The organism is Allobosea sp. P1_B10 (assembly GCF_056406735.1).
The window spans coordinates 120,661-140,046 of the sequence record NZ_JBFTZP010000003.1; the positions used below are offsets into that span (position 1 = coordinate 120,661).

At 66.5% G+C, this 19,386-nt stretch carries 14 protein-coding genes and 1 riboswitch; of the genes, 7 read left to right on the top strand and 7 right to left on the bottom strand.

Features of this window, described 5'->3' with window-relative positions; all coding sequences use genetic code 11:
- Positions 1-13 precede the first annotated feature (13 nt).
- The 5 genes from AC1D2L_RS08050 (at position 14) to AC1D2L_RS08070 (ending at position 6,121) form a co-directional block, all read left to right on the top strand.
- Positions 14-1,567, top strand: a complete 1,554-nt coding sequence (locus AC1D2L_RS08050) for an FAD-dependent oxidoreductase (protein ID WP_476845334.1) — start codon at positions 14-16, stop codon at positions 1,565-1,567.
- Complete coding sequence (locus AC1D2L_RS08055) at positions 1,567-2,520, top strand: ornithine cyclodeaminase family protein (protein ID WP_476845335.1); 954 nt, start codon at positions 1,567-1,569, stop codon at positions 2,518-2,520. The genes AC1D2L_RS08050 and AC1D2L_RS08055 overlap by 1 nt, the downstream gene beginning before the upstream one ends.
- Before the next feature lie 34 nt (positions 2,521-2,554).
- Entirely contained in the window at positions 2,555-4,576 is a 2,022-nt protein-coding gene (locus AC1D2L_RS08060) for an oxidoreductase (protein ID WP_476845336.1), read from the top strand.
- 75 nt (positions 4,577-4,651) lie between these two features.
- Entirely contained in the window at positions 4,652-5,821 is a 1,170-nt protein-coding gene (locus AC1D2L_RS08065; protein WP_476845337.1) for a mandelate racemase/muconate lactonizing enzyme family protein, read from the top strand.
- A 51-nt stretch (positions 5,822-5,872) separates the two neighbouring features.
- Entirely contained in the window at positions 5,873-6,121 is a 249-nt protein-coding gene (locus tag AC1D2L_RS08070) for a hypothetical protein (RefSeq protein WP_476845338.1), read from the top strand.
- Positions 6,122-6,238: 117 nt separating this feature from the next.
- On the opposite strand, the gene AC1D2L_RS08075 is transcribed toward AC1D2L_RS08070, so the two are convergent.
- The 7 genes from AC1D2L_RS08075 to AC1D2L_RS08105 form a co-directional block, all read right to left on the bottom strand.
- Positions 6,239-7,747, bottom strand: a complete 1,509-nt coding sequence (locus tag AC1D2L_RS08075; RefSeq protein ID WP_476845339.1) for an acetyl-CoA hydrolase/transferase family protein — start codon at positions 7,745-7,747, stop codon at positions 6,239-6,241.
- A 228-nt stretch (positions 7,748-7,975) separates the two neighbouring features.
- On the bottom strand, positions 7,976-8,716 hold the full coding sequence (locus AC1D2L_RS08080; RefSeq protein WP_476845340.1) for a response regulator: 741 nt from the start codon (positions 8,714-8,716) through the stop codon (positions 7,976-7,978).
- Positions 8,713-11,430, bottom strand: a complete 2,718-nt coding sequence (locus AC1D2L_RS08085; protein ID WP_476845341.1) for a DUF4118 domain-containing protein — start codon at positions 11,428-11,430, stop codon at positions 8,713-8,715. The genes AC1D2L_RS08080 and AC1D2L_RS08085 overlap by 4 nt, the downstream gene beginning before the upstream one ends.
- 18 nt (positions 11,431-11,448) lie before the next feature.
- On the bottom strand, positions 11,449-12,039 hold the full coding sequence (gene kdpC / locus AC1D2L_RS08090) for a potassium-transporting ATPase subunit KdpC (RefSeq protein WP_476845342.1): 591 nt from the start codon (positions 12,037-12,039) through the stop codon (positions 11,449-11,451).
- A gap of 12 nt (positions 12,040-12,051) precedes the next feature.
- Positions 12,052-14,094, bottom strand: coding sequence for a potassium-transporting ATPase subunit KdpB (kdpB, locus tag AC1D2L_RS08095; RefSeq protein WP_476845343.1), 2,043 nt, complete (start codon positions 14,092-14,094; stop codon positions 12,052-12,054).
- Between the two features lie 8 nt (positions 14,095-14,102).
- Positions 14,103-15,791: a potassium-transporting ATPase subunit KdpA gene (gene kdpA / locus AC1D2L_RS08100; RefSeq protein ID WP_476845344.1), complete on the bottom strand. Its 1,689-nt coding sequence runs from the start codon at positions 15,789-15,791 to the stop codon at positions 14,103-14,105.
- Positions 15,792-15,803: 12 nt separating this feature from the next.
- The gene (locus AC1D2L_RS08105) at positions 15,804-15,893 is read right to left on the bottom strand and encodes a potassium-transporting ATPase subunit F (protein ID WP_476845345.1); all 90 of its coding nucleotides are present in this window, start codon (positions 15,891-15,893) and stop codon (positions 15,804-15,806) included.
- A gap of 282 nt (positions 15,894-16,175) precedes the next feature.
- Positions 16,176-16,376: riboswitch (cobalamin riboswitch) on the top strand.
- A 119-nt stretch (positions 16,377-16,495) separates the two neighbouring features.
- Here AC1D2L_RS08105 and AC1D2L_RS08110 point away from each other — a divergent pair.
- Together AC1D2L_RS08110 and AC1D2L_RS08115 are read left to right on the top strand one after the other, a co-directional pair.
- Positions 16,496-18,427, top strand: a complete 1,932-nt coding sequence (locus tag AC1D2L_RS08110; RefSeq protein ID WP_476845346.1) for a TonB-dependent receptor plug domain-containing protein — start codon at positions 16,496-16,498, stop codon at positions 18,425-18,427.
- Positions 18,424-19,317 carry an ABC transporter substrate-binding protein gene (locus AC1D2L_RS08115; RefSeq protein ID WP_476845347.1) on the top strand — a complete coding sequence of 298 codons (894 nt, stop codon included), beginning with the start codon at positions 18,424-18,426 and terminating at the stop codon, positions 19,315-19,317. Before AC1D2L_RS08110 ends, AC1D2L_RS08115 begins: the two co-directional genes overlap by 4 nt.
- The last annotated feature ends 69 nt before the right edge of the window (positions 19,318-19,386 follow it).

Here is a 19,386-nt window from a genome sequence, read left to right on the forward strand (position 1 = left end):
CGGAGATATCCAGATGCGCGCTCCCCTAGCGGACCTCGACGGTCGCTCCTTCGATGTGATCGTGATCGGTGGCGGCGCAGTCGGCGCCAGCACGGTCCAGCACATCGCTGCAGGCGGACGTACCGCATTGCTGGTCGACAAGGGCGATTTCGGCTCGGGCACATCGAGCCGCTCGAGCCGCCTGCTTTATTCCGGCCTGGCCTATTTTTCGCCCGACTACGAGCTCTGGCGCTTTGCCTACCGCCCCAAGGACCTGTTCCAGCGCGTGCGCATGGCCAAGCTAGCGATGCAGTGCCGGACCGAACTCGCCACGACCATGCCAGAGCGCGTCAGCCGGCATACCTTCTTCTTCCCCGTCTTCGATGATGGCGAGTATGCCGGCTGGAAGGTCGATCTCGGCTATCGCGCGCTGGGGCTGTTCGGTTCGCCCAAGGTGCCCCTGAACTATCGGCGCCTGCCGGCCGCCGAGGCCGCGCAGCAGTTCGGGCTGGTCAACCTGATGGATCGCAGGCGCCTGAACAGCGTCGCCGTCTTCGACGAATACCAGTATCAATGGGCGGAGCGGATCTGCCTCGACACGATCATGGACGCACAACGCTGCGGCGCGACCGTCCGCAACTACACCACCGCCACCCGGCTCGACCCACTGCCCGGCGGCGGCTGGCGCGTGACGCTCGAGGATGCCACCGCACCGGGCGTCACCGCGACGATCGACGCCGGGACGCTGGTCAACACGGCCGGTCCCTGGGCCGACCGCCTGCTGCGCAAGACTTCCGGGCCCGTGCCGCAGAAGAAGCATCTCGTCGGCATCAAGGGCGTCAACCTCGTCGTCAAGCTTCCCGATGCCTGCCGGGGAACCGGCTTCGAGATGATCAGCAGCATCGGCCAGCCCTTCTACTGCATGCCGTGGGGCGATCACCACTTCTTCGGGCCGACCGAGACCATCTTCGAGGATGAGCCCGGCTCGGTCCGGGTCCTGCCGGAAGAGGCCGATTTCATTCTGGCGGAAGCCAACCGGGCCCTGCCGTCGCTGAACCTGACGACGAAGGACATCGTCTACCGCTGGGCAGGCGTGAGGCCGCGCACGACGAGCGAGACAGCCTCGGGGGTGAAGTCCCTGACGATTCACGACATGGCCGCCGAAGGCATGCCGGATGCGATCACGGTGACCGGCTGCCCGATCATGACGCATCGCCATGCCGGCCGGACCATTGCCGCGCGCGTCGCGCAGATGGGCAAGGCGACGGGAACCGCCACGGCGCTGTCCTATTCCGCAAGGTCGATGCCGGGACAAGGCGCGCTCTCGCCCGAGCGTCTGCGCCACGTCGCCGCGCAGGAGCATGTCGAGACCCTGGTGGATCTCCTGTTCCGCCGGGTCCTCGTCGGCTGGACGGCCGGGATGGGCCTGGCTGAGGCCCGACAGGCGGCCGAGACGGTCGCCGACGTGCTTGGCTGGGACGAAGCCCGGATTGCCCAGGAGGTCGAGGGTTATCGCCGCTTCACGGCCGAGAATTTCGAGCCTCGCGCGCTGCATGAGCAGCCCGGTCGCACAGAGGTTGCAGCCTGATGCGCATGATCGATGCGGCAACTGTGCACCGCCTGCTCGATTGGCCCGGCGCCATCGAGGCGATGCGGCTCGGACATCTCAAGGACAAGCCGAAGATCGCGCGGCTGGCGATGGACCAGCCCCGCGAGGGCGGGCACCCCGACATGCTGCTGGCCGTGCCGGCCTGGCAGCCGGGCGAAGCACTCGGCATCAAGGTCGTGACCTCGTTTCCCCGCAATGTCGAAAGCTTCGGGCTGCCGACGGTCGATGCGCTCTACCTCGTCTTCGATCCGCAGACGGGCAAGGCGCAGGCGGTGATCGACGGCGAGGCGCTGATCTTTCGCAAGACGGCGTCCGACACGGCGTTGGGTGCGAGCTTTCTTGCACCGCCCGAGGCCCGGCAGATGCTGATGGTCGGGGCCGGCGCCCTGGCCCCCTATGTCATCGACGCCATGCTTGCCGTGCGGCCTTCGCTGCGACGCATCCTCATCTGGAACCGCACTCCGGAGCGGGCCCTGGCCCTGGCGGAAAAGCTTCGAGCCGAAGGAAAGCCGGCGGAAGCCTGCCTCGACCTAGAAGCAGAACTGCCTGCCGCCGATATCGTCATCGCCGCGACGATGGCCGAGCGTCCGCTGATCAAGGGTGAGTTGGTCGCGCCAGGGGCCCATGTCGGGCTGATCGGCTCCTTCACGCCGCAAATGCGCGAGGGTGACGATGAGCTACTGCGTCGCTCCGCCGTCTTCGTCGATGACTACGCCTGCCTGGAACGCTCGGGCGAATTCATCGAGCCGCTCCGCACAGGCGTGATCTCACGCGACGCCATCCGCGGCGACCTGTTCGCGCTGTGCCGCGGCGAGGTCGCGGTCCCAACCGGAGGCGGTCCGACGCTCTTCAAGAATGGCGGCGCCGGCCATCTCGATCTTTTCATCGCCAGCCATCTGCTGGGGCGTCTTGCCTCGGCCGATCCGCGCTGAGCTGCCTCCTCACCGCTCAAGGGCGAGACTGACCATGTCTTCCGATCCGCTGCTGCAACCGCTCACGATCAAGCATCTGACGCTCAAGAACCGTATCATGAGCACCAGCCACGCCATCAGCTATGGCGAAGAGGCGATGCCCAAGGAGCGCTATCAACTCTATCACGAGGAAAAGGCGAAGGGCGGCATCGGCCTGACGATGTTCGGAGGCTCCTCGAACGTCTCGCCCGATTCCGGCTCGGTCTTCGGCCAGCTCAGCGTCGGCGACGATCGGATCGTGCCGCATTTCCGCGAGTTCTCGCAGCGGGTGCACCAGCACGGCGCGGCATTGATGTGCCAGATCACCCATCTCGGCGGGCGCAGCCACTGGCGCTCGGACAACTGGCTGCCGACGGTCTCGCCTTCGCGCTATCGCGAGCCCTCGCATCGCGGCTTCACCAAGGAAATGGACCGCCACGACATCGCCCGCATCGTGCGCCAGTTCGGCGATGCCGCATGGCGGTGCCGCGAGGGCGGCCTCGATGGCTGCGAAGTCCACGTCCACGGCCATCTCGTCGGTCAGTTCTGGAATCCGATGGTCAACCGCCGGACCGACGAGTTCGGCGGGTCGCTGGAGAACCGCGCCCGTTTCGGCCTGCTCGTGCTCGAGGAAATCCGCAGGCGGGTCGGCGAGGACTTTCTCGTCGGCGTGCGCATGGCAGTCGGCGAGGGCCATGAGGAGGGCATGCCGGCCGCCGAATATCTCGAGATGGCCAAGCTGATCGAGCGCTCCGGACTGACCGACTTCTTCAACCTGACTTTCGGCCGCATCGATACGGAGGTCGGCCTCGCCGACTACATGCCGGGCATGCATGTCGGGCTTTCGCCGCAGCTTGCCCCGGTTGCCGCGGTCAAGAAGCAGCTCTCCCTGCCGGTCTTCCACGCCGCGCGCATCACCGACCTGGCGACGGCACGATATGCCATCCAGGAGGGCCTGGTCTCGATGGTCGGGATGACGCGCGCCCATATCGCCGACCCCCATATCGTCAACAAGCTGGCGCGCGGCGAGGAGGACAGCATCCGCCCTTGCGTCGGCGCGACCTACTGCTCATGGCAGCGCCGCTGCATCCACAACGTCTCGATCGGGCGCGAGGCGACGCTGCCGCACATGATCGCCAAGGCGCAGATCAAGCGGCGCATCGTCATCGTCGGTGCGGGGCCCGGTGGTCTCGAGGCCGCCCGCATCTGCGCCGAACGCGGCCATGAGGTCATCGTCCACGAGGCGGCCTCGCAGGCCGGCGGGCAGGTTCTGCTCGCGGCTCGCATTCCGCGCCGGCGCGATCTCATTGGGATCGTCGACTGGCGGGTCGCGGAAGCGGAGCGGCTTGGCGTCGTCATCCACTACAACAGCTATGCCGACAGCGAGACGATCGCGGCCCACAAGCCCGACGTCGTCATCATCGCGACCGGTGGCCTGCCCGATCGCATGGAGGACGAGATCGAGGGCGCCGATCTCGCCGAAACCGTGTGGGAGGTCCTCGAGACCCCGCGCGTCTCGCAGGGGACGGTGCTGGTCTATGACGGCCTTGGCACGATCACGGGTGYCGCCTGCGCAGAAATGCTGGCGGAACAGGGCGTACAGCTCGTCTATGTCACGCCTGACAAGCAGGCCGGCATCGAGACCAGCTATCTCGATCGCCCCTTCATCATGCGCGAACTCTACCGCGCCGGAACGGCACTGCACCCTGACCGGCGCCTCAAGCGGATCACCCGGAACGGCAACCGGATCGAGGTGACGTTCGTCAACGAATACACCGAGGTCGAGGAGACGATGACCTGCGATCGCATGGTCATCGAGCGCGGCACGCTCCCGATGGACGAGCTCTATCACGAGATGCGCGGGGACGCGGTCAATGACGGCGTCACGGACATCGAGACGCTGATCGCGGGCGCGCGGCAGGACCTCACACTGAATCCTGACGGGCAGTACGAGCTGTACCGCATCGGCGATGCGATCTCCTCGCGCGATATCCATGCCGCGATGCTCGACGCGATGCGGCTCTGCAAGGACATCTGAGAGCGGGCAATCGCTCGGACCGGCTAATGCCCCGCGCAAGCGGGGGCGTCCTACAATCGAGACGGCTTAGGCACCATGAAAATCACTTCGGCACGCATCTACCTGATCGAGAGCGGCGGCATCCGCCCGGTCATTCTGGAATTGACGACGGATTGCGGGATCGTCGGCATCGGCGAGGCCTGCATCGCCTACGGCATCGGCGGGACCGCATCTGCCGGCATGCTGAAGGACATCATCGAGCGCTACATGATGGGCGGCATCGATCCGTTCAGGATCGAGGCTCTCTGGACCGAGATCTACGATCACGGCTTCTGGGCGAAGGGTGGGGGTCCGATCGTCTATGCCGCGATGAGCGCGATCGAACAGGCGATGCTGGATATCAAGGCGCGCGGCCTCAACATCCCGGTCTACGAACTCCTGGGCGGCCGCGTGCACGACTCGCTGCGGACCTATTGCAACGGCTGGTATTTCGGCTGCACCCAGGACAGCGATCTGCCCGCTGCTGCCGAAAAGGCAGTCGCCGACGGCTATGACGCGCTGAAATTCTACCCCTTCGTCACGATCCTGCCCGAGGGACGCTTGCGCCATCCCTCCTATCGCGCCGCCAGCGACCGCAGTGTCGTCAAGCGCGCCGTCAGGACTGTGAGCGAGATCCGTCGCGCCGTCGGTCCCGACGTGGAGATCATGCTCGACCTGTCGGCTGGACTCACGCCGGACGACACCATCCGCTTCTGCCGCGAGATCGAGGCGTTCGACATCACCTATGTCGAGGAGCCAGCTGTGCCCGGCGATGTCGGCGCCTTGGTGAAGATCTCACAGGGGATCTCGCAGCGGATTGCCGTCGGAGAGCGCGTCTACTCGCGCTACGGCTTCCGCGACATCCTCGAAAGCCGAGCCGTCGACATCCTCCAGCCGGACATCGGCAATACCGGCGGCTTGCTCGAGGCCCGCAAGATTGCCGCCATGGCAGAGGCCTATGGCATGAAGGTCCAGCCTCACATCTGCGCCAGCGCGCTTTCGACGGCGGTCGGCATGCATTTCAGCGCCTCGATCCCGAACTTCTACATCCAGGAACATTTCCCCTACTGGGCCCGCATCCCCGGGCACGTCGAAGTCCTCGAAAACCCGATCGAGGCTTCGGTGAAGGGTGGCATCATCCCCGTGGACGCTGCACCCGGCTTCGGCGTCGAACTGCGCCGCAACGCTCTGGGCAATTCCGTCTACGCCGAATTCTCACTGGCGTGACCGGACCAGACAACCCCACCGCATTCCAACAGGAAAGACGATAGGCGCGACATGTTCATTGCATTGAAGATCAAAGCTAAAGACGTCTATCACGGCTATGACGAGGAGGGAAAACTTGTCATCGAGCCGGTTGGATCCGCCGGCTTCGTCGAGAAGATCATCAAGATCAGCCGGATCCTGTCGTTCACCGAGGACTACATCTTCCTAGAATGCCCGCACGACACCGTGCAGACATGGGAATACGAAGGCTCGCTTGCCGATATCAAAAGCAAGCTCGCCTCGGTCGACCTTCTGGTCTGACTGACGACGGTCGGCGCTGTTCGCGATACGTGTTCAGCGCCGGGCTTACTGCCAACGCATAGCGCGAGCGCTCGCTCTTCGGCCGGTCCGCCGGCGGACATTCGCCGCGCATAGCTTTCAGCTGCGCATGCTGCCCGTGTCGATGAAACGCTGATGCCAGGACAGGGCCTCTCCGGGCAGGCAGGGCGATTGCTGGCCGTAGGAGCCATCTTGCGCCCGGCGGAAATAGTCCTCCAGGGCGGGCCGGAAGTCCGGATGGGCGCAGTTGGAGATGATCGCGCGGGCGCGCTGCTTGGGGCTCAGCCCGCGCAGATCGGCGAGCCCCTGCTCGGTCACGATCACCTGCACGTCCTGCGTGATGTGGTCGACATGGCTGGCCAGGGGGACGATCGCGGAGATCGCGCCGCCCTTGGCAGTCGACGGCGTCATGAAGATCGAGATGAAGGCGTTGCGGGCGAAGTCGCCGGAGCCGCCGATGCCGTTCTGGATGCGCGAGCCCATGACGTGGGTCGAGTTCACATTGCCATAGATGTCGGCCTCGATCAGCCCGTTCATCGCAATGCAGCCGAGCCGCCGCACCAGCTCGGGGTGGTTGCTGATCTCCTGCGGGCGCAGGATCATCTTGTCGCGATAGCGCGACATATGCGCGTTCAGCTTCTCGGCGGCCTGCGGGCTGACCGAGAAGGCGGTGGCCGAGGCCAGGCTGAGCTTGCCGGCGTCGATCAGGTCGATCATGCCGTCCTGGATCACCTCCGTGAAGGAGGTCAGGTTGGAGAACGGCGCCTCCATCAGGCCGGCGAGCACGGCATTGGTGATGTTGCCGACGCCTGACTGCAGCGGCAGCAGCGATTCCGGCAGGCGCCCCTTCGAGACCTCATGGCCGAGGAATGCGATGAGATGGCCCGCGATCGCGCCCGCGGTGGCGTCGGGCGCCGCGTAAGGCAGGTTGCGGTCGGGTGCGTCGGTCGCGACGATCGCCACGATCTTCTCGGGATCGCAGCGGAAATAGGCCTCGCCGATGCGATCGGACGGACGCAGCAGCGGGATCGGCACGCGGTTGGGCGGCAGCGCCGTGCCGTAGTAGATGTCGTGCATGCCTTCGAGCTCTGCGCTCTGCCAGCGATTGACCTCAAGTATGATCTTGTCGGCACGCTCCAGCCAGGTCTTGTTGTTGCCGATCGAGGAGGAGGGGATCAGCGCGCCGTCCTCGCGAATGCCCGAGATCTCGACGACCGCCACGTCGAGCGGCCCCAGGAAGCCTTGCCAGGCCATCGGCGCGACCTGGGAGAGATGCATGTCGAAATATTCCATCTCGCCGCGATTGATCTTTTCGCGCGCGATGGGGTCGGAGTTGTAGGGCAGGCGGAACTCGATGCCGTCGGCCTTGGCCAGCGCGCCATCGAGTTCGGGCCCGGTTGAGGCGCCGGTCCAGACGCGAACGCGGAACGGGTCGCCTGCCGCGTGAGACGCCTCGATACGCTTGGCAAGGGCGAGCGGCACCGCCTTCGGATAGCCCGACCCGGTGAAGCCGCTGAGCCCCAGCGTCATGCCGCTCTTGATCAGTGCGGCTGCGCCCTCGGCGGTCATCGTCTTCGCGCGCAACGCAGCGTTGGCAATTCTCGACATCTGGCATCCCGTCCCTTGCTCGACTGGCTTAAGCATGTCGGTCGCAGCGTCAGTCAAGCTCGGTGCCAGCAGATCCCTCGTGCGCAGCACCCCATCCCACGGCGGTTCGGGGGCCGACCGAGCCTGGGTCGCGCCATTGCGCACAGGACCTGGAGAACAGGGGCCGACGTTTAGCATCAGCCCCGCAAGGTCAGCGCGTTCGCACGCGTCCGACCTCCCGACCTGCCATCAGTCGCCAGCCGAGCCTGCCGCGCCACCGCTGCTCTCGTCGCCCTCGCCTGCGGCAAGCCGATAGCCGACACCGGGCTCGGTGCGGATGAACCGGGGATCGGCGGCGTCGTCGCCGAGCTTTTCGCGGATATGGCCGATGGCGATGCGCAGGTAGTGCGTGTCGCTGAGATGGGCTGGGCCCCACACTGTGGTCAGCAACTGCCTGTGTCCGACGAGCTTGCCGGCATTGCGCGCCAGCAGCGCGAGCACGTCGAACTCCTTGCGTGTCAGTTTTGCTTGAGCCCCGTCAACCGCAACCATGCGGCTCGGAAGGTCGATTTCCAGCCCGCCGATGCGCAGGGTCGCCGGCTCGGCCGCGCGGTCGCGGCGGCTGCGCAGCAGGGCTCGTAGGCGGGCGAGCAGTTCGCCCGTCGCGAACGGCTTTGTCACGTAGTCGTCGGCACCGGCATCGAGCGCTGCGATCTTTTCGGCCTCGGCATCGCGCACTGAGAGCACGAGGATGGGGACGCTCGACCATTCGCGGATGGCCTCGATCACCGCCTTTCCGTCTATGTCCGGCAGGCCGAGATCCAGCAGCACGGCATCGGGCGCCATCGTCGCCGCCCGCTCGATCCCGAGCCGGCCGCGATCGGCCTCGAGGGTCTCGAAGCCGCCGGCGCCGAGCACGATCGCCAGGAAGCGCCGGATCGGCGCCTCGTCGTCGATCACGAGGATGCGCGCTGGCTTGGTCTCGGTCATTCGGACACGTCGCTGCTGAAGGGCGCAAGCGGCAGCCTGATCACGATGGCGGTGCCACGTCCAGCCGGGCCGGCCGCTGCCGCCACCGTGCCATCATGTGCCTCGACCAGCCCCTTGACGATGGCGAGCCCCAGCCCCGTGCCGGCGGGCCGCAGATCGCCATCGGCAACACGGTGGAAGACGTCGAAGACGCGCTCGCGCTCGGCCTCCGGAATGCCGCTCCCCTCATCGGTCACGGCGATTTCGGCCATCGCCCCGTCGCGCCTCGCGGAGATCCCGATGACGGTGCCCTCAGGCGCATACTTGGCCGCGTTTTCCACGACATTGGCGATGGCCTGTCCAATCAGGACCGGATCGACATGGAGCGCGGGCAGGTCGCGAGGCGTCTCGATGACGAGGCTGTGCCTGGCCAGCACGCGCTTCAGGTCGTTGCGGACGACGCCCAGGATTTCGCGCAGGTCGACCGCGACGCGCTTGGGCGCCAGCGCGCCATGGCCGAGCCGGGTCATGTCGAGCAGGTTCTGGATGTAGCGGTCGAGCCGGCGCGCCTCGTCCAGCGCCGTGGCCATCAGTTCGCTCCGGTCGCTTGGACTAAGCGTGCCCTCGGTCTCGGCCAGGCTCGATATCGCCCCGATCACGGTGACGAGTGGCGTGCGCAGGTCGTGGCTGACCGAGTTGAGCAGTGCGCCGCGCAGCATCTCGCTTTCGGCGGAAACCCTGGCATTGGCCAGGTCCTGCGCGAGGCGCGTGCGCTCGACTGCAACCGCGACCTGATCCTCGACCGCGATCAGCAGCCGGCGCGTTTCTGGATCCAGGCCACGCTGCCGGTCGCGAAAGCGCACGCCGACGACACCGAGCGTTGCACCCGATGTCGCCAGCGGCACGAACAGCCATTCGCTCATGGGGAGGGTCGCGCTGCCCGCCCCGGCCGGCTCATTCTTCTCGAAGGCCCAGCGGGCAGCGCCTTCGGCGCGTGCGTCGAGATCGGCGATGGTGGGATGGCCCTGGACCTGCTGCAAGGCCCCTGTGTCATCGGGCATCAGGATAAGCGAGTGGCAATCCAGCGTCGCCGCGATGTGGAAGGCGGCGGCCCAGAGCACGTCGTCGGTGTTGCTGGCGGATGCAATCTTGCGGGCGAAATCATAGAGCGTCGCGGTGCGGCGCTGGGCGGCGCGCATGGCCTCGACCTGGGCCTTGAGGCGGCTCGCCAGGCTGCCGGTGAACAGCGCGCCGAGCAGGAAGACCGCTACCGAGACGATGTCCTCGGGCTGGCTGATGGCGAGCGTGTAATAGGGCGGCGTGTAGAAGAAATTATAGGCACAGGAGCCAAGCACGCCCGCCGCGAGCGAGGGACCCAAGCCATAGCGCGCGCCGGTGACCAGCACCGCAGCGAGATAGAGCACCGAGATCGCGCCACCGGGCACAGCGTTCCAGTTGGAGAGGGGCAAAGCAGTCAGCGTGGCGGCAGCGATCGCCGCGACGGCGACGCCGTAGCCTTGCCAGCGCGGCAAGACCCAGCCCGGCGCCGAGCGTTTGCGCCGCTCGATGCGCGCATGGGCCGTCACCACGGTGATCTCGAAATCGGTAGCGTCGTCGAGCAGGCGGTCAGCAACCGCCTCGCGAAAGGCTCCGAGCAGCCGCTGCAGCCAGGAGCGATGCGAGCGGGGCCGGCCGATGACGATGCGCGAGACATTGCGCTGGCGCGCATAGCGCAGGACCTCGCCTGCGACATCGCATTCGGCGCGCAGGATGATCGTTTCCGCGCCCATGCTTTCGGCCAGCCGCAGGGCCTCGACCGTGACGGCCCGTGCATCGGGCGGCATCGCCTCGTGGCGGGGCGTCATCACCGTGGCCACGATCCAGGGCAGGCGCGAGCGCTCCGCCATGCGCTTGCCGGCCCGCACCAGGCTGCGCGCGACCGGCGCCTCGTTGATGCAGACGAGCAGGCGCTCCTCGGCTGGCCACGGGCCCTTGACGGCGTTGGCCTGCATCCAGTCCAGCATCTCGGCATCGACTCGGCTCGCGGCCGTGCGCATGGCGAGTTCGCGCAGGGCGGTCAGCTTGCCCTTGCCGAAAAAGTTCTCCAGCGCCTGCCCGATCTGCTGGGGCACATAGACCTTGCCGCCCTTGAGCCGCTTGATCAGCTCCTCCGGAGCGAGGTCGATCAGCTCGATCTCGTCGGCGCGCTGCAGTATCTGGTCGGGCACCGTCTCCTGCACGCGCACGCCGGTGATCCGGGCGACGACATCGTTCAGGCTCTCGACATGCTGGATATTCAGCGTCGTGACGACGTCGATGCCGGCATCGAGCACCTCGACGACGTCCTGCCAGCGCTTGGGATGGCGCGATCCGGCCGCGTTGGTGTGGGCGAGTTCGTCGATCAGCGCGATCGCGGGATTGCGCGCCAGCAGCGCATCGAGATCGAGCTCGCTCAGCACCTGGCCGCGATAGGCGACCGAGCGACGCGGCAGCTGCTCCAGCGTCCCGAGCAGGGCGGCGGTCTCGGCCCGGCCATGGGTTTCGACCAGCCCCACCACGACGTCTAGACCCGCGCGCTGGCGCACGCGGGCCTCCTCGATCATGGCGAAGGTCTTGCCGACGCCGGGCGAGGCGCCGAGGAAGATTTTCAGACGGCCGGTCCCGCTGCCGTCCTCGCCGCGCGCGGCGGCCAGGAAGGACTCAGGTGGCAGTCTTTCGTCAGGCGCGCTCGGCATGGGTCGGGGACCAGAGCATCAGCGCGCAAGCCTGTCGAGGGCGAGGTTCAGCGCCAGCACATTGACGCGCGGCTCACCCAGCATGCCCAGCAGGCGTGTCTCGGTCAGCTCCAGCACGAGCTGCCTGACGCGCTCCTCCGGCAGGCCGCGCGCCCGGGCGATGCGGCCGGTCTGGGCCAGGGCCGCTGCCGGCGAGAGATGGGGGTCGAGGCCCGATCCCGACGCTGTCACCAGGTCCGCCGGCTGGTCGCCACCGCCGAGCGACGCGACACGATCGCTGATCGCCTGCCTCAACGCCGCCGAACTCGGGCCGAGGTTCGAACCGGTCGAGCTTGCGGCATTATAGGGGCTGTCGATGGATCTGGACGCGTCCTGCGGATCGGGCGCGGTCGTGGCCGATGGCCGGCCGTGAAAATAGCGATCCGATACGAAGGACTGGCCGATCAGCGAGGAGCCGATAACCGCGCCGTCCCGCAGCACGGGCGATCCGTTGGCCTGCCAGGGAAACACAGCCTGCGCAACCCCGGTTACGGCGAGCGGATAGGCCACTCCCGTGAGGAGGCTGAAGACGGCGAGAAGTACGAGCGAGGGGCGAAGATAGGAGGTCATGATCACATCTCCTCAGGCGAGGTGCAGCAGGTCGACGATCAGATCGATCGCCTTGATGCCGATGAAGGGAACCACGAGCCCGCCCAGCCCATAGACCAGCAGGTTGCGGCCGAGCAGTTGGGAGGCTGAGGCTGGCGCATAGCGCACGCCCTTCAGCGCGATCGGGATCAGCGCGACGATGACCAGCGCGTTGAAGATGATCGCCGACAGGATCGCCGATTGCGGCGTGCCCAGTCCCATGACATCGAGCATCGCAAGGCCCGGATAGGCCGCGACGAACAGCGCCGGCAGGATCGCAAAGTATTTCGCGACATCGTTGGCGATCGAGAAGGTGGTCAGCGCGCCGCGCGAGATCAGCAGCTGTTTGCCGACCATGACGATCTCGATCAGCTTCGTCGGGTCGCTGTCGAGGTCGATCAGGTTGCCCGCCTCCTTGGCGGCGGGGGTGCCCGAATTCATCGCGACGCCGACATCGGCCTGCGCCAGGGCGGGCGCATCGTTGGACCCGTCGCCGCACATCGCGACGAGCCGCCCCTGCGCCTGTTCCTCGCGGATCAGGGCGAGCTTCCGTTCGGGCGTCGCCTCGGCCAGGAAGTCATCGACTCCGGCCTCGGCCGCGATTGCCGCCGCCGTCAGTGGATTGTCGCCGGTGATCATCACCGTGCGGATGCCCATCCGGCGCAGCTCGGCAAAGCGTTCTCGGATCCTGGGCTTCACCACATCCTTGAGGTGGATGACGCCCAGCACGACGCCGTCGCGAGCCACGACCAGCGGCGTGCCGCCCGACGAGGCGATCTTTCGCACCGCCTGTTCGACGCCGCTCGCCAGGGCCCTGCCGGTCAGCTTCGCCATTGTATCGGAGGCGCCTTTGCGGAGCGCGACGCCATTGGGCAAGTCGACGCCCGACATGCGCGTCTGCGCCGTGAAGGGCACGAAGGTCGCGCCCGCGCCTGCCGCGATATCGACGTCAAAGCGCTCTGCCGCGAGTTCGACGATCGATCGGCCTTCCGGCGTCTCGTCTGCGAGCGAGGCCAGGAAGGCCGCCTCCGCCAGCTCCCTCTCGCTGATGCCGGGCGCCGGCTCGAAGGCGTGGGCCATGCGGTTGCCGAAGGTGATCGTGCCGGTCTTGTCGAGCAGCAGCACGTCGATGTCGCCGGCCGCCTCGACCGCCCGGCCGGACTTGGCGATGACATTCGCCTTCACCAGCCGGTCCATGCCCGCGATGCCGATGGCCGAGAGCAGCCCGCCTATGGTCGTCGGGATCAGCGTGACGAACAGGGCCGCGAGATAGATCACCGGCAGCGTCGTGCCCGACCACGAGGCGAAGAAGGGCAGCGTCACCACGACGAAGAGGAACACCAGCGTCAGCGCCGCCAGCAGGATGTCGAGCGCGATCTCGTTGGGCGTCTTCTGGCGCTTGGCGCCCTCGACCAGCGCAATCATCCGGTCCAGGAAGGTTTCGCCCTGCCGCGCCGTAACGCGAACCACGAGCCAATCCGAGACCAGCCGCGTGCCTCCTGTCACCGACGATCGGTCGCCGCCGGATTCGCGGATCACTGGCGCGGATTCACCGGTGATCGCGCTCTCGTCGACGGAGGCCACGCCCTCGATGATCTCGCCATCGGTGGGGACCGTGTCGCCGGCCTCGACGAGGATGACCTCGCCGGGCTCGATCAGCTCGACCTCCTTGGTGCCGTAGACGACACGGTTGGCGGGATCGACCAGCACCTTGGCCAGAGCCGAGGAGCGCGTCGCGCGAAAGGCATCGGCGCGTGCTTTTCCGCGCCCTTCGGCGACCGCCTCCGCGAAATTGGCGAACAGGATTGTGAACCAGAGCCAGATCGCGATCTGGAGGCCGATCCAGAAGACCGGGCCGCCGGCCAGGCCCTCGCGAACGACCAGAGCGGTCGCCAGCACCGAGACCAGCGCGGTCGAGAATATCACCGGATTGCGCGCCAGACTGCGCGGATCGAGCTTGCGGAAGGCCTGCAGGATCGCGGGCCTGATGATGACGGGCGAAAACAGGCCCATCTCGGCGGGAGCGTGCTTGCTCATAAGGGCCTCTAGAAGCTCTGCCCGGCGACGATCGAGACATGCTCTGCGATCGGGCCGAGGGCGAGGACGGGAAGGAAGGTCAAAGCGCCGACGATCAGGATCGTCGCGACCAGCAGGGTCACGAAGAGCGGGCCATGGGTCGGGAAGGTGCCTGCTGTCTCGACTGCGGGACGCTTGGCCGCCAGGCTGCCGGCGATCGCCAGGATCGGGATGATGTAGCCGAAGCGGCCGAGCATCATCGCGATGCCCAGGACGGTGTTGTGCCAGGGGGTATTGGCGGTGAATCCGGCGAAAGCCGAGCCATTGTTTCCGGTCGCGGAGGTGTAGGCGTAGAGCAGTTCCGACAGCCCGTGGGGCCCTGCATCCTGCACCGCACTCTGGCCGTAGCCCGTCACGATGGCGATTGACGCCAGCACCAGGATGCCGAGCGGCATCACCAGCAAGGTGAGCGCCGCGAGCTTGATTTCGCGCGCCTCGATCTTCTTGCCGAGATATTCCGGCGTCCGCCCGACCATCAGCCCGGCCAGGAAGACCGTGATGATGACGAAAAGCAGCATGCCGGTGAGCCCGACGCCGACGCCGCCAAAAACCACCTCGCCAAGCTGCATGTTGAGCATGGCGACGAGACCGCCAAGCGGCGTGAAGGAATCCAGCATCGCATTGACCGAGCCGTTGGAGGCCGCGGTCGTCGCGGCAGCCCAGAGCGTCGAGGCCAGCAGTCGGAAGCGAACCTCCTTGCCCTCCATGTTGCCGGCGCCTTCGACCAAGCCGACATGCAGCGGGTTACCCATGCGCTCCGCGCCATAGATCGCGGCGAAGCCGACGAGGAAGAGCACGGCCATGGCCGCGAACAGGGCCCGTCCCTGCCGGCGATCACCGACAAGGCGGCCATAGGTGAAGCAGAAGGCGACCGGGATCAGCAGGATCGAGATTGTGGTCAGCAGATTGCTCAGTGCCGAGGGGTTTTCGAAGGGATGCGCCGAATTGACGTTGAAGAAGCCGCCGCCATTGGTGCCGAGCTGCTTGATGGCGATCTGGCTGGCGACCGGGCCCAGCGCGATGCTCTGCTTCGCGCCTTCGAGCGTCGTTGCATCGAAGGAGCCGGCCAGCGTCTGCGGCAGCCCGATTGCAGCTAGCACCAGCGCCAGCAGCAGCGAGGCCGGCAGCAGGATGTAGAGCGTGAAGCGCGTCAGATCGACCCAGAAATTGCCGAGCTCCCGCGTCTGCCTCGCGGCAAAGCCACGGGCCACGGCGGCTGCCACAGCCGCGCCGCTGGCCGCTGAGACGAAGTTCTGCGTCGTCAGCCCCAGCATCTGGCTGAGATTGGAGAGCGTCGTCTCGCCGCCATAGGACTGCCAGTTCGTGTTGGTGACGAAGGAGATCGCGGTGTTGAAGGCGAGATGCGCCGTGAGGCCGTCAAAACCCTGCGGATTCAGCGGCAGATGGTTCTGGAAGCGCAGCATCAGGAAGAGCAGCGCGAAGCCCGCCGCATTGAAGGCGAGCAGGGACAGGGCATAGACCTGCCAGCGCTGCGGCTGCGCCTTGGCCTGGCCGGCAAGTCCCAGGATCGCGGTCTCGACGGGCGCAAGGAAGCGGGCCTCACCGGTGAAGACGCGCGCCATATAGTGCCCGAGCGGCCAGGCCGCGAGCATCAGCGCCGCGCAGAAGATCAGGAACTGGATCAGATCGAGGGTCATCGGCATGACCTCTCAGAAGGATTCGGGGCGCAGGAGCGCCTTGAGGAGATAGGCGAGCAGCGCGACCGCGGCTGTCAGCGCGAGGATGATATCGAGGGGCATGATGCGCCTCACAGCCGGTCAGCGGCGGCGACGGCGAGACCGGCGAGCCCGAAGAGGCCGAGGCCGCCAAGCAGGAAGAGGGTGTCGATGATCATGGAAGGCTCCGATCGTGTGTCCGATCGGAGCTAGGGCCGATGCCCGTAAGGCCGCCATGTCGAAGAGCCCGGCAGGGCGTAAAGTCCTCGTAAAGTGCTCGCAGCGCCCCTGGCGGCACGTCGCACTTGCGCTGCTGGTCCACACGACCACGCCACATTGGCCCGATTGACCACGCCACTTTTCGGCCCTACTCGTGAAAGCGACGGTTCCCTCACGGGATCAAAAGGGAACGCAGTGCGGATGGCTTGCCATTCTATGCTGCGGCTGCCCCCGCAACTGTAAGCGGCGAGCCTTATCGCCACGCGCCACTGGGACCTCGGACCTGGGAAGGCGGTGACAAGGCGCTGACCCGCGAGCCAGGAGACCTGCCGTCAGTCGTGGTCACACGCGAGCACGTTCGAACGGGGTGTTTCGATCGCTGGTTCACTGCGCGCGGCCTCAGGTCTCGGGCGGGAGATCGCGTTCGCGGTGACGTGCCACAACGTTAACCGCCCGAGGTCTCCATCGTGATCCCTTCAAGCGCCGCAAGCGGCCGACTTTCGCTCGTCCTGTCCGTACTCGCAGCCAGCACCACCCTCTCAACCTGCCCCGCATTCGCGCAGGGTGAACCGATCAAGCTCGACGAACTCGTCGTCAGCGCCACCGGTACGCCGACGCCGGCGCGCGAGATCGCCAGTTCCGTCACCGTGATCACCGCCCGGGATCTCGAGGTCCAGCAGCGCCGCACGCTGCCCGATGCGCTGGCGACAGTGCCTGGCATGAACATCGTCCAGACCGGCGGGCCGGGCGGACAGACCTCGGTCTTCATGCGCGGCACCAACTCCAACCACGTCAAGGTGCTGATCGACGGTATCGAGGTCAACGATCCCTCGACGCCGAACCGTTCCTTCGATTTCGGATCGATGCTGACCAGCGACGTCGAGCGCATCGAGGTTCTGCGCGGCCCGCAGAGCGGTCTCTACGGCGCCAATGCGATCGGCGGCGTGATCTCGGTGACGACCAAGCGCGGCGACGGGCCGCCAAAGGTGACCGCCTCGGTCGAGGGCGGCTCCCATGGCACCTTCAACCAGACGGTGGGCCTGAGCGGGGGCGATGATCGCTTCAACTATGCGTTCGGCATCGCCCATTTCAAATCCGAGGCGACACCGGTGACGCCGCCCGACCTCGTCCCTGCCGGACGCCGCATCAATCCCAATTCCTACGACAACTGGAGCTATTCGGCCCGGCTGGGCTTTGCGCTCACCGACACGGTGAGCCTCAACTGGGTCGGCCGCTACAGCGACGGCTACCTGCTCTCCACCGGTGATTCCGGCTGGCCGAGCCAGCCGAGCGGTTTCCGTTCCAGTCAGGACTACAAGCAGGCCTTCACCCGTGGCGAGGTTGTCTGGGATCCGCTGGGTGGGCGCTTCGTCAACCGCTTCGGCATCGCCTACACCAATCAGGACCGCTCCAACCGTGCGCCAACCACGACGGGAGTGCTCGGGCTGCCATCGCCCAATCTGGGCGAGCGCACGAAATTCGACTGGCGCGGCGATCTCAAGCTCACCGAGGGCCAGTTGCTGGTCATGGGTGTGCAACACGAAGACGAGCGCCTGAAATCGAGTTCGCTCACGGCGTCGAGCGCCAACACCGGCGCCTTTGTCGAGCTTCAGTCGAATTTCAGCGACCGTCTCTTCCTCGTCTCGAACATCCGCTACGACAATGATCGCGAATTCGGCGGTCACACCACCTATCGCGTCGCCCCGGCCTATATCGTGCCGGGCAGCGAGACGAAGCTGAAGGCCAGCTACGGCACGGGCTTCAAGGCGCCGACGCTGAGCGAACGCTTCGTCGACTACCGCCCCTCCTTCACCTTCTACGGCAATCCCGACCTCAAACCGGAGGAAAGTCGCGGCTGGGATGTCGGTTTCGAGCAGCCGCTGCTGAATGAACGGCTCCGCTTCGGCGCGACCCACTTCCACAACGATGTCGACAACCTGATCACGACCAACAGGACCGGTACCTCCTACGCCAATGTCGGCAAGGCGACGACGAAGGGTGTGGAGGCTTTTGCGGCGCTGGAGGTGTCGTCACATTTCAAGGTCCGTGCCGACTACACCTTCACCATCGCCAAGGACGAGATTGCGCATCAGGAGCTGCTGCGCCGGCCGCGTCACAAGGCGAGCCTCACGGCCATCTGGGCTCCGGTCGAGAAGCTGACCCTGTCGGCAACGCTGCTTTATCTCGGCGAGCGCGTCGACGGGAACCGCGACTTCTCGATCTCGCGCATGCGCGCACCAGGCGCGGCGATTGTGAATATCGCGGCGGAGTACAAGCTGACCGAAAGGTTCACGGCCTTCGGGCGTGTCGATAACCTGTTCGACAAGCGCTACGAGAACCCTGTCGGGTTTCTTGTTCCCAGCCTGAGCGCCTATGCCGGCGTGAGGGCCTCCCTGTGAGAACAGCACCCGTCGCGAGCCTCAGGCAAGCGGTTGGGCTGGCGCTTGCCGCTCTCGGCCTGGCAGGCGGTATCACCGTCCTGCCGGCCGTAGCCTTGGAAAGCGCGGCGAAGCCCAAGCGCATCGTCTCGCTCAACATGTGCACGGACGAACTGGTGCTGCGGTTGGCCGATCCCTCGGCCATCGCCTCGGTGACCTGGCTGTCGCAGGATCCGCGCAATGCCAACCGGGCCGAAATGGCCCGCCAGTTTCCCGCCAACCACGGCCTGGTCGAGCAGGTGCTGTCGTTCAAGCCCGACCTCGTCGTCGCCGGCGCCTTATCGACGCGCAGCACGGTTGCCCTGCTGAAGCGCGTCGGGGCGCCGCTGCGCGAGTTCGGCGTACCGCAGGATCTCGACGGCATGCGTGCCCAGATCGCCGAGATGGCGGCTGTCCTGGGCGAACCCGCACGCGGACGGGCTCTGATCGCGGACATCGACGCACGCCTCTCGCGATTAGCGCCGCGCGTGGGCGACAAGCCGGCCACGGCTCTGGTGCTGCGGCCCAATGGCTTCACCGTCGGGCGCAGGTCGCTCGTAGACGAAATCCTGACCCGGGCCGGCTTCGTCAACCTCGCTGTCGAACTCGGCATCGAGAGCTACGGCCAGATCTCGCTCGAGACGGTCGCGCTCGGTGGCGCCGACATCCTGATCCTGAACACGACGGCCGACGGTCCGCCGTCCCTGGCGCACGAGATACTGGGGCACCCGGTCCTTGCGCGTCTTGGGGACCGGCTCAGGATCATCGCGATGCCTTCGAAACTCTGGACATGCGCGGGCCCTGCCGTGATCGATGCGATCGAGTTGCTGATCGAATCGTTTGCGCCAAAGATCGACAGGAGCGGGCTGTGAGCGCCGTGACCCACGCAAACCACCGGGATCGCGGCGGTTATGGGCGGCTGGTGGCAGGGCTTGCGCTCG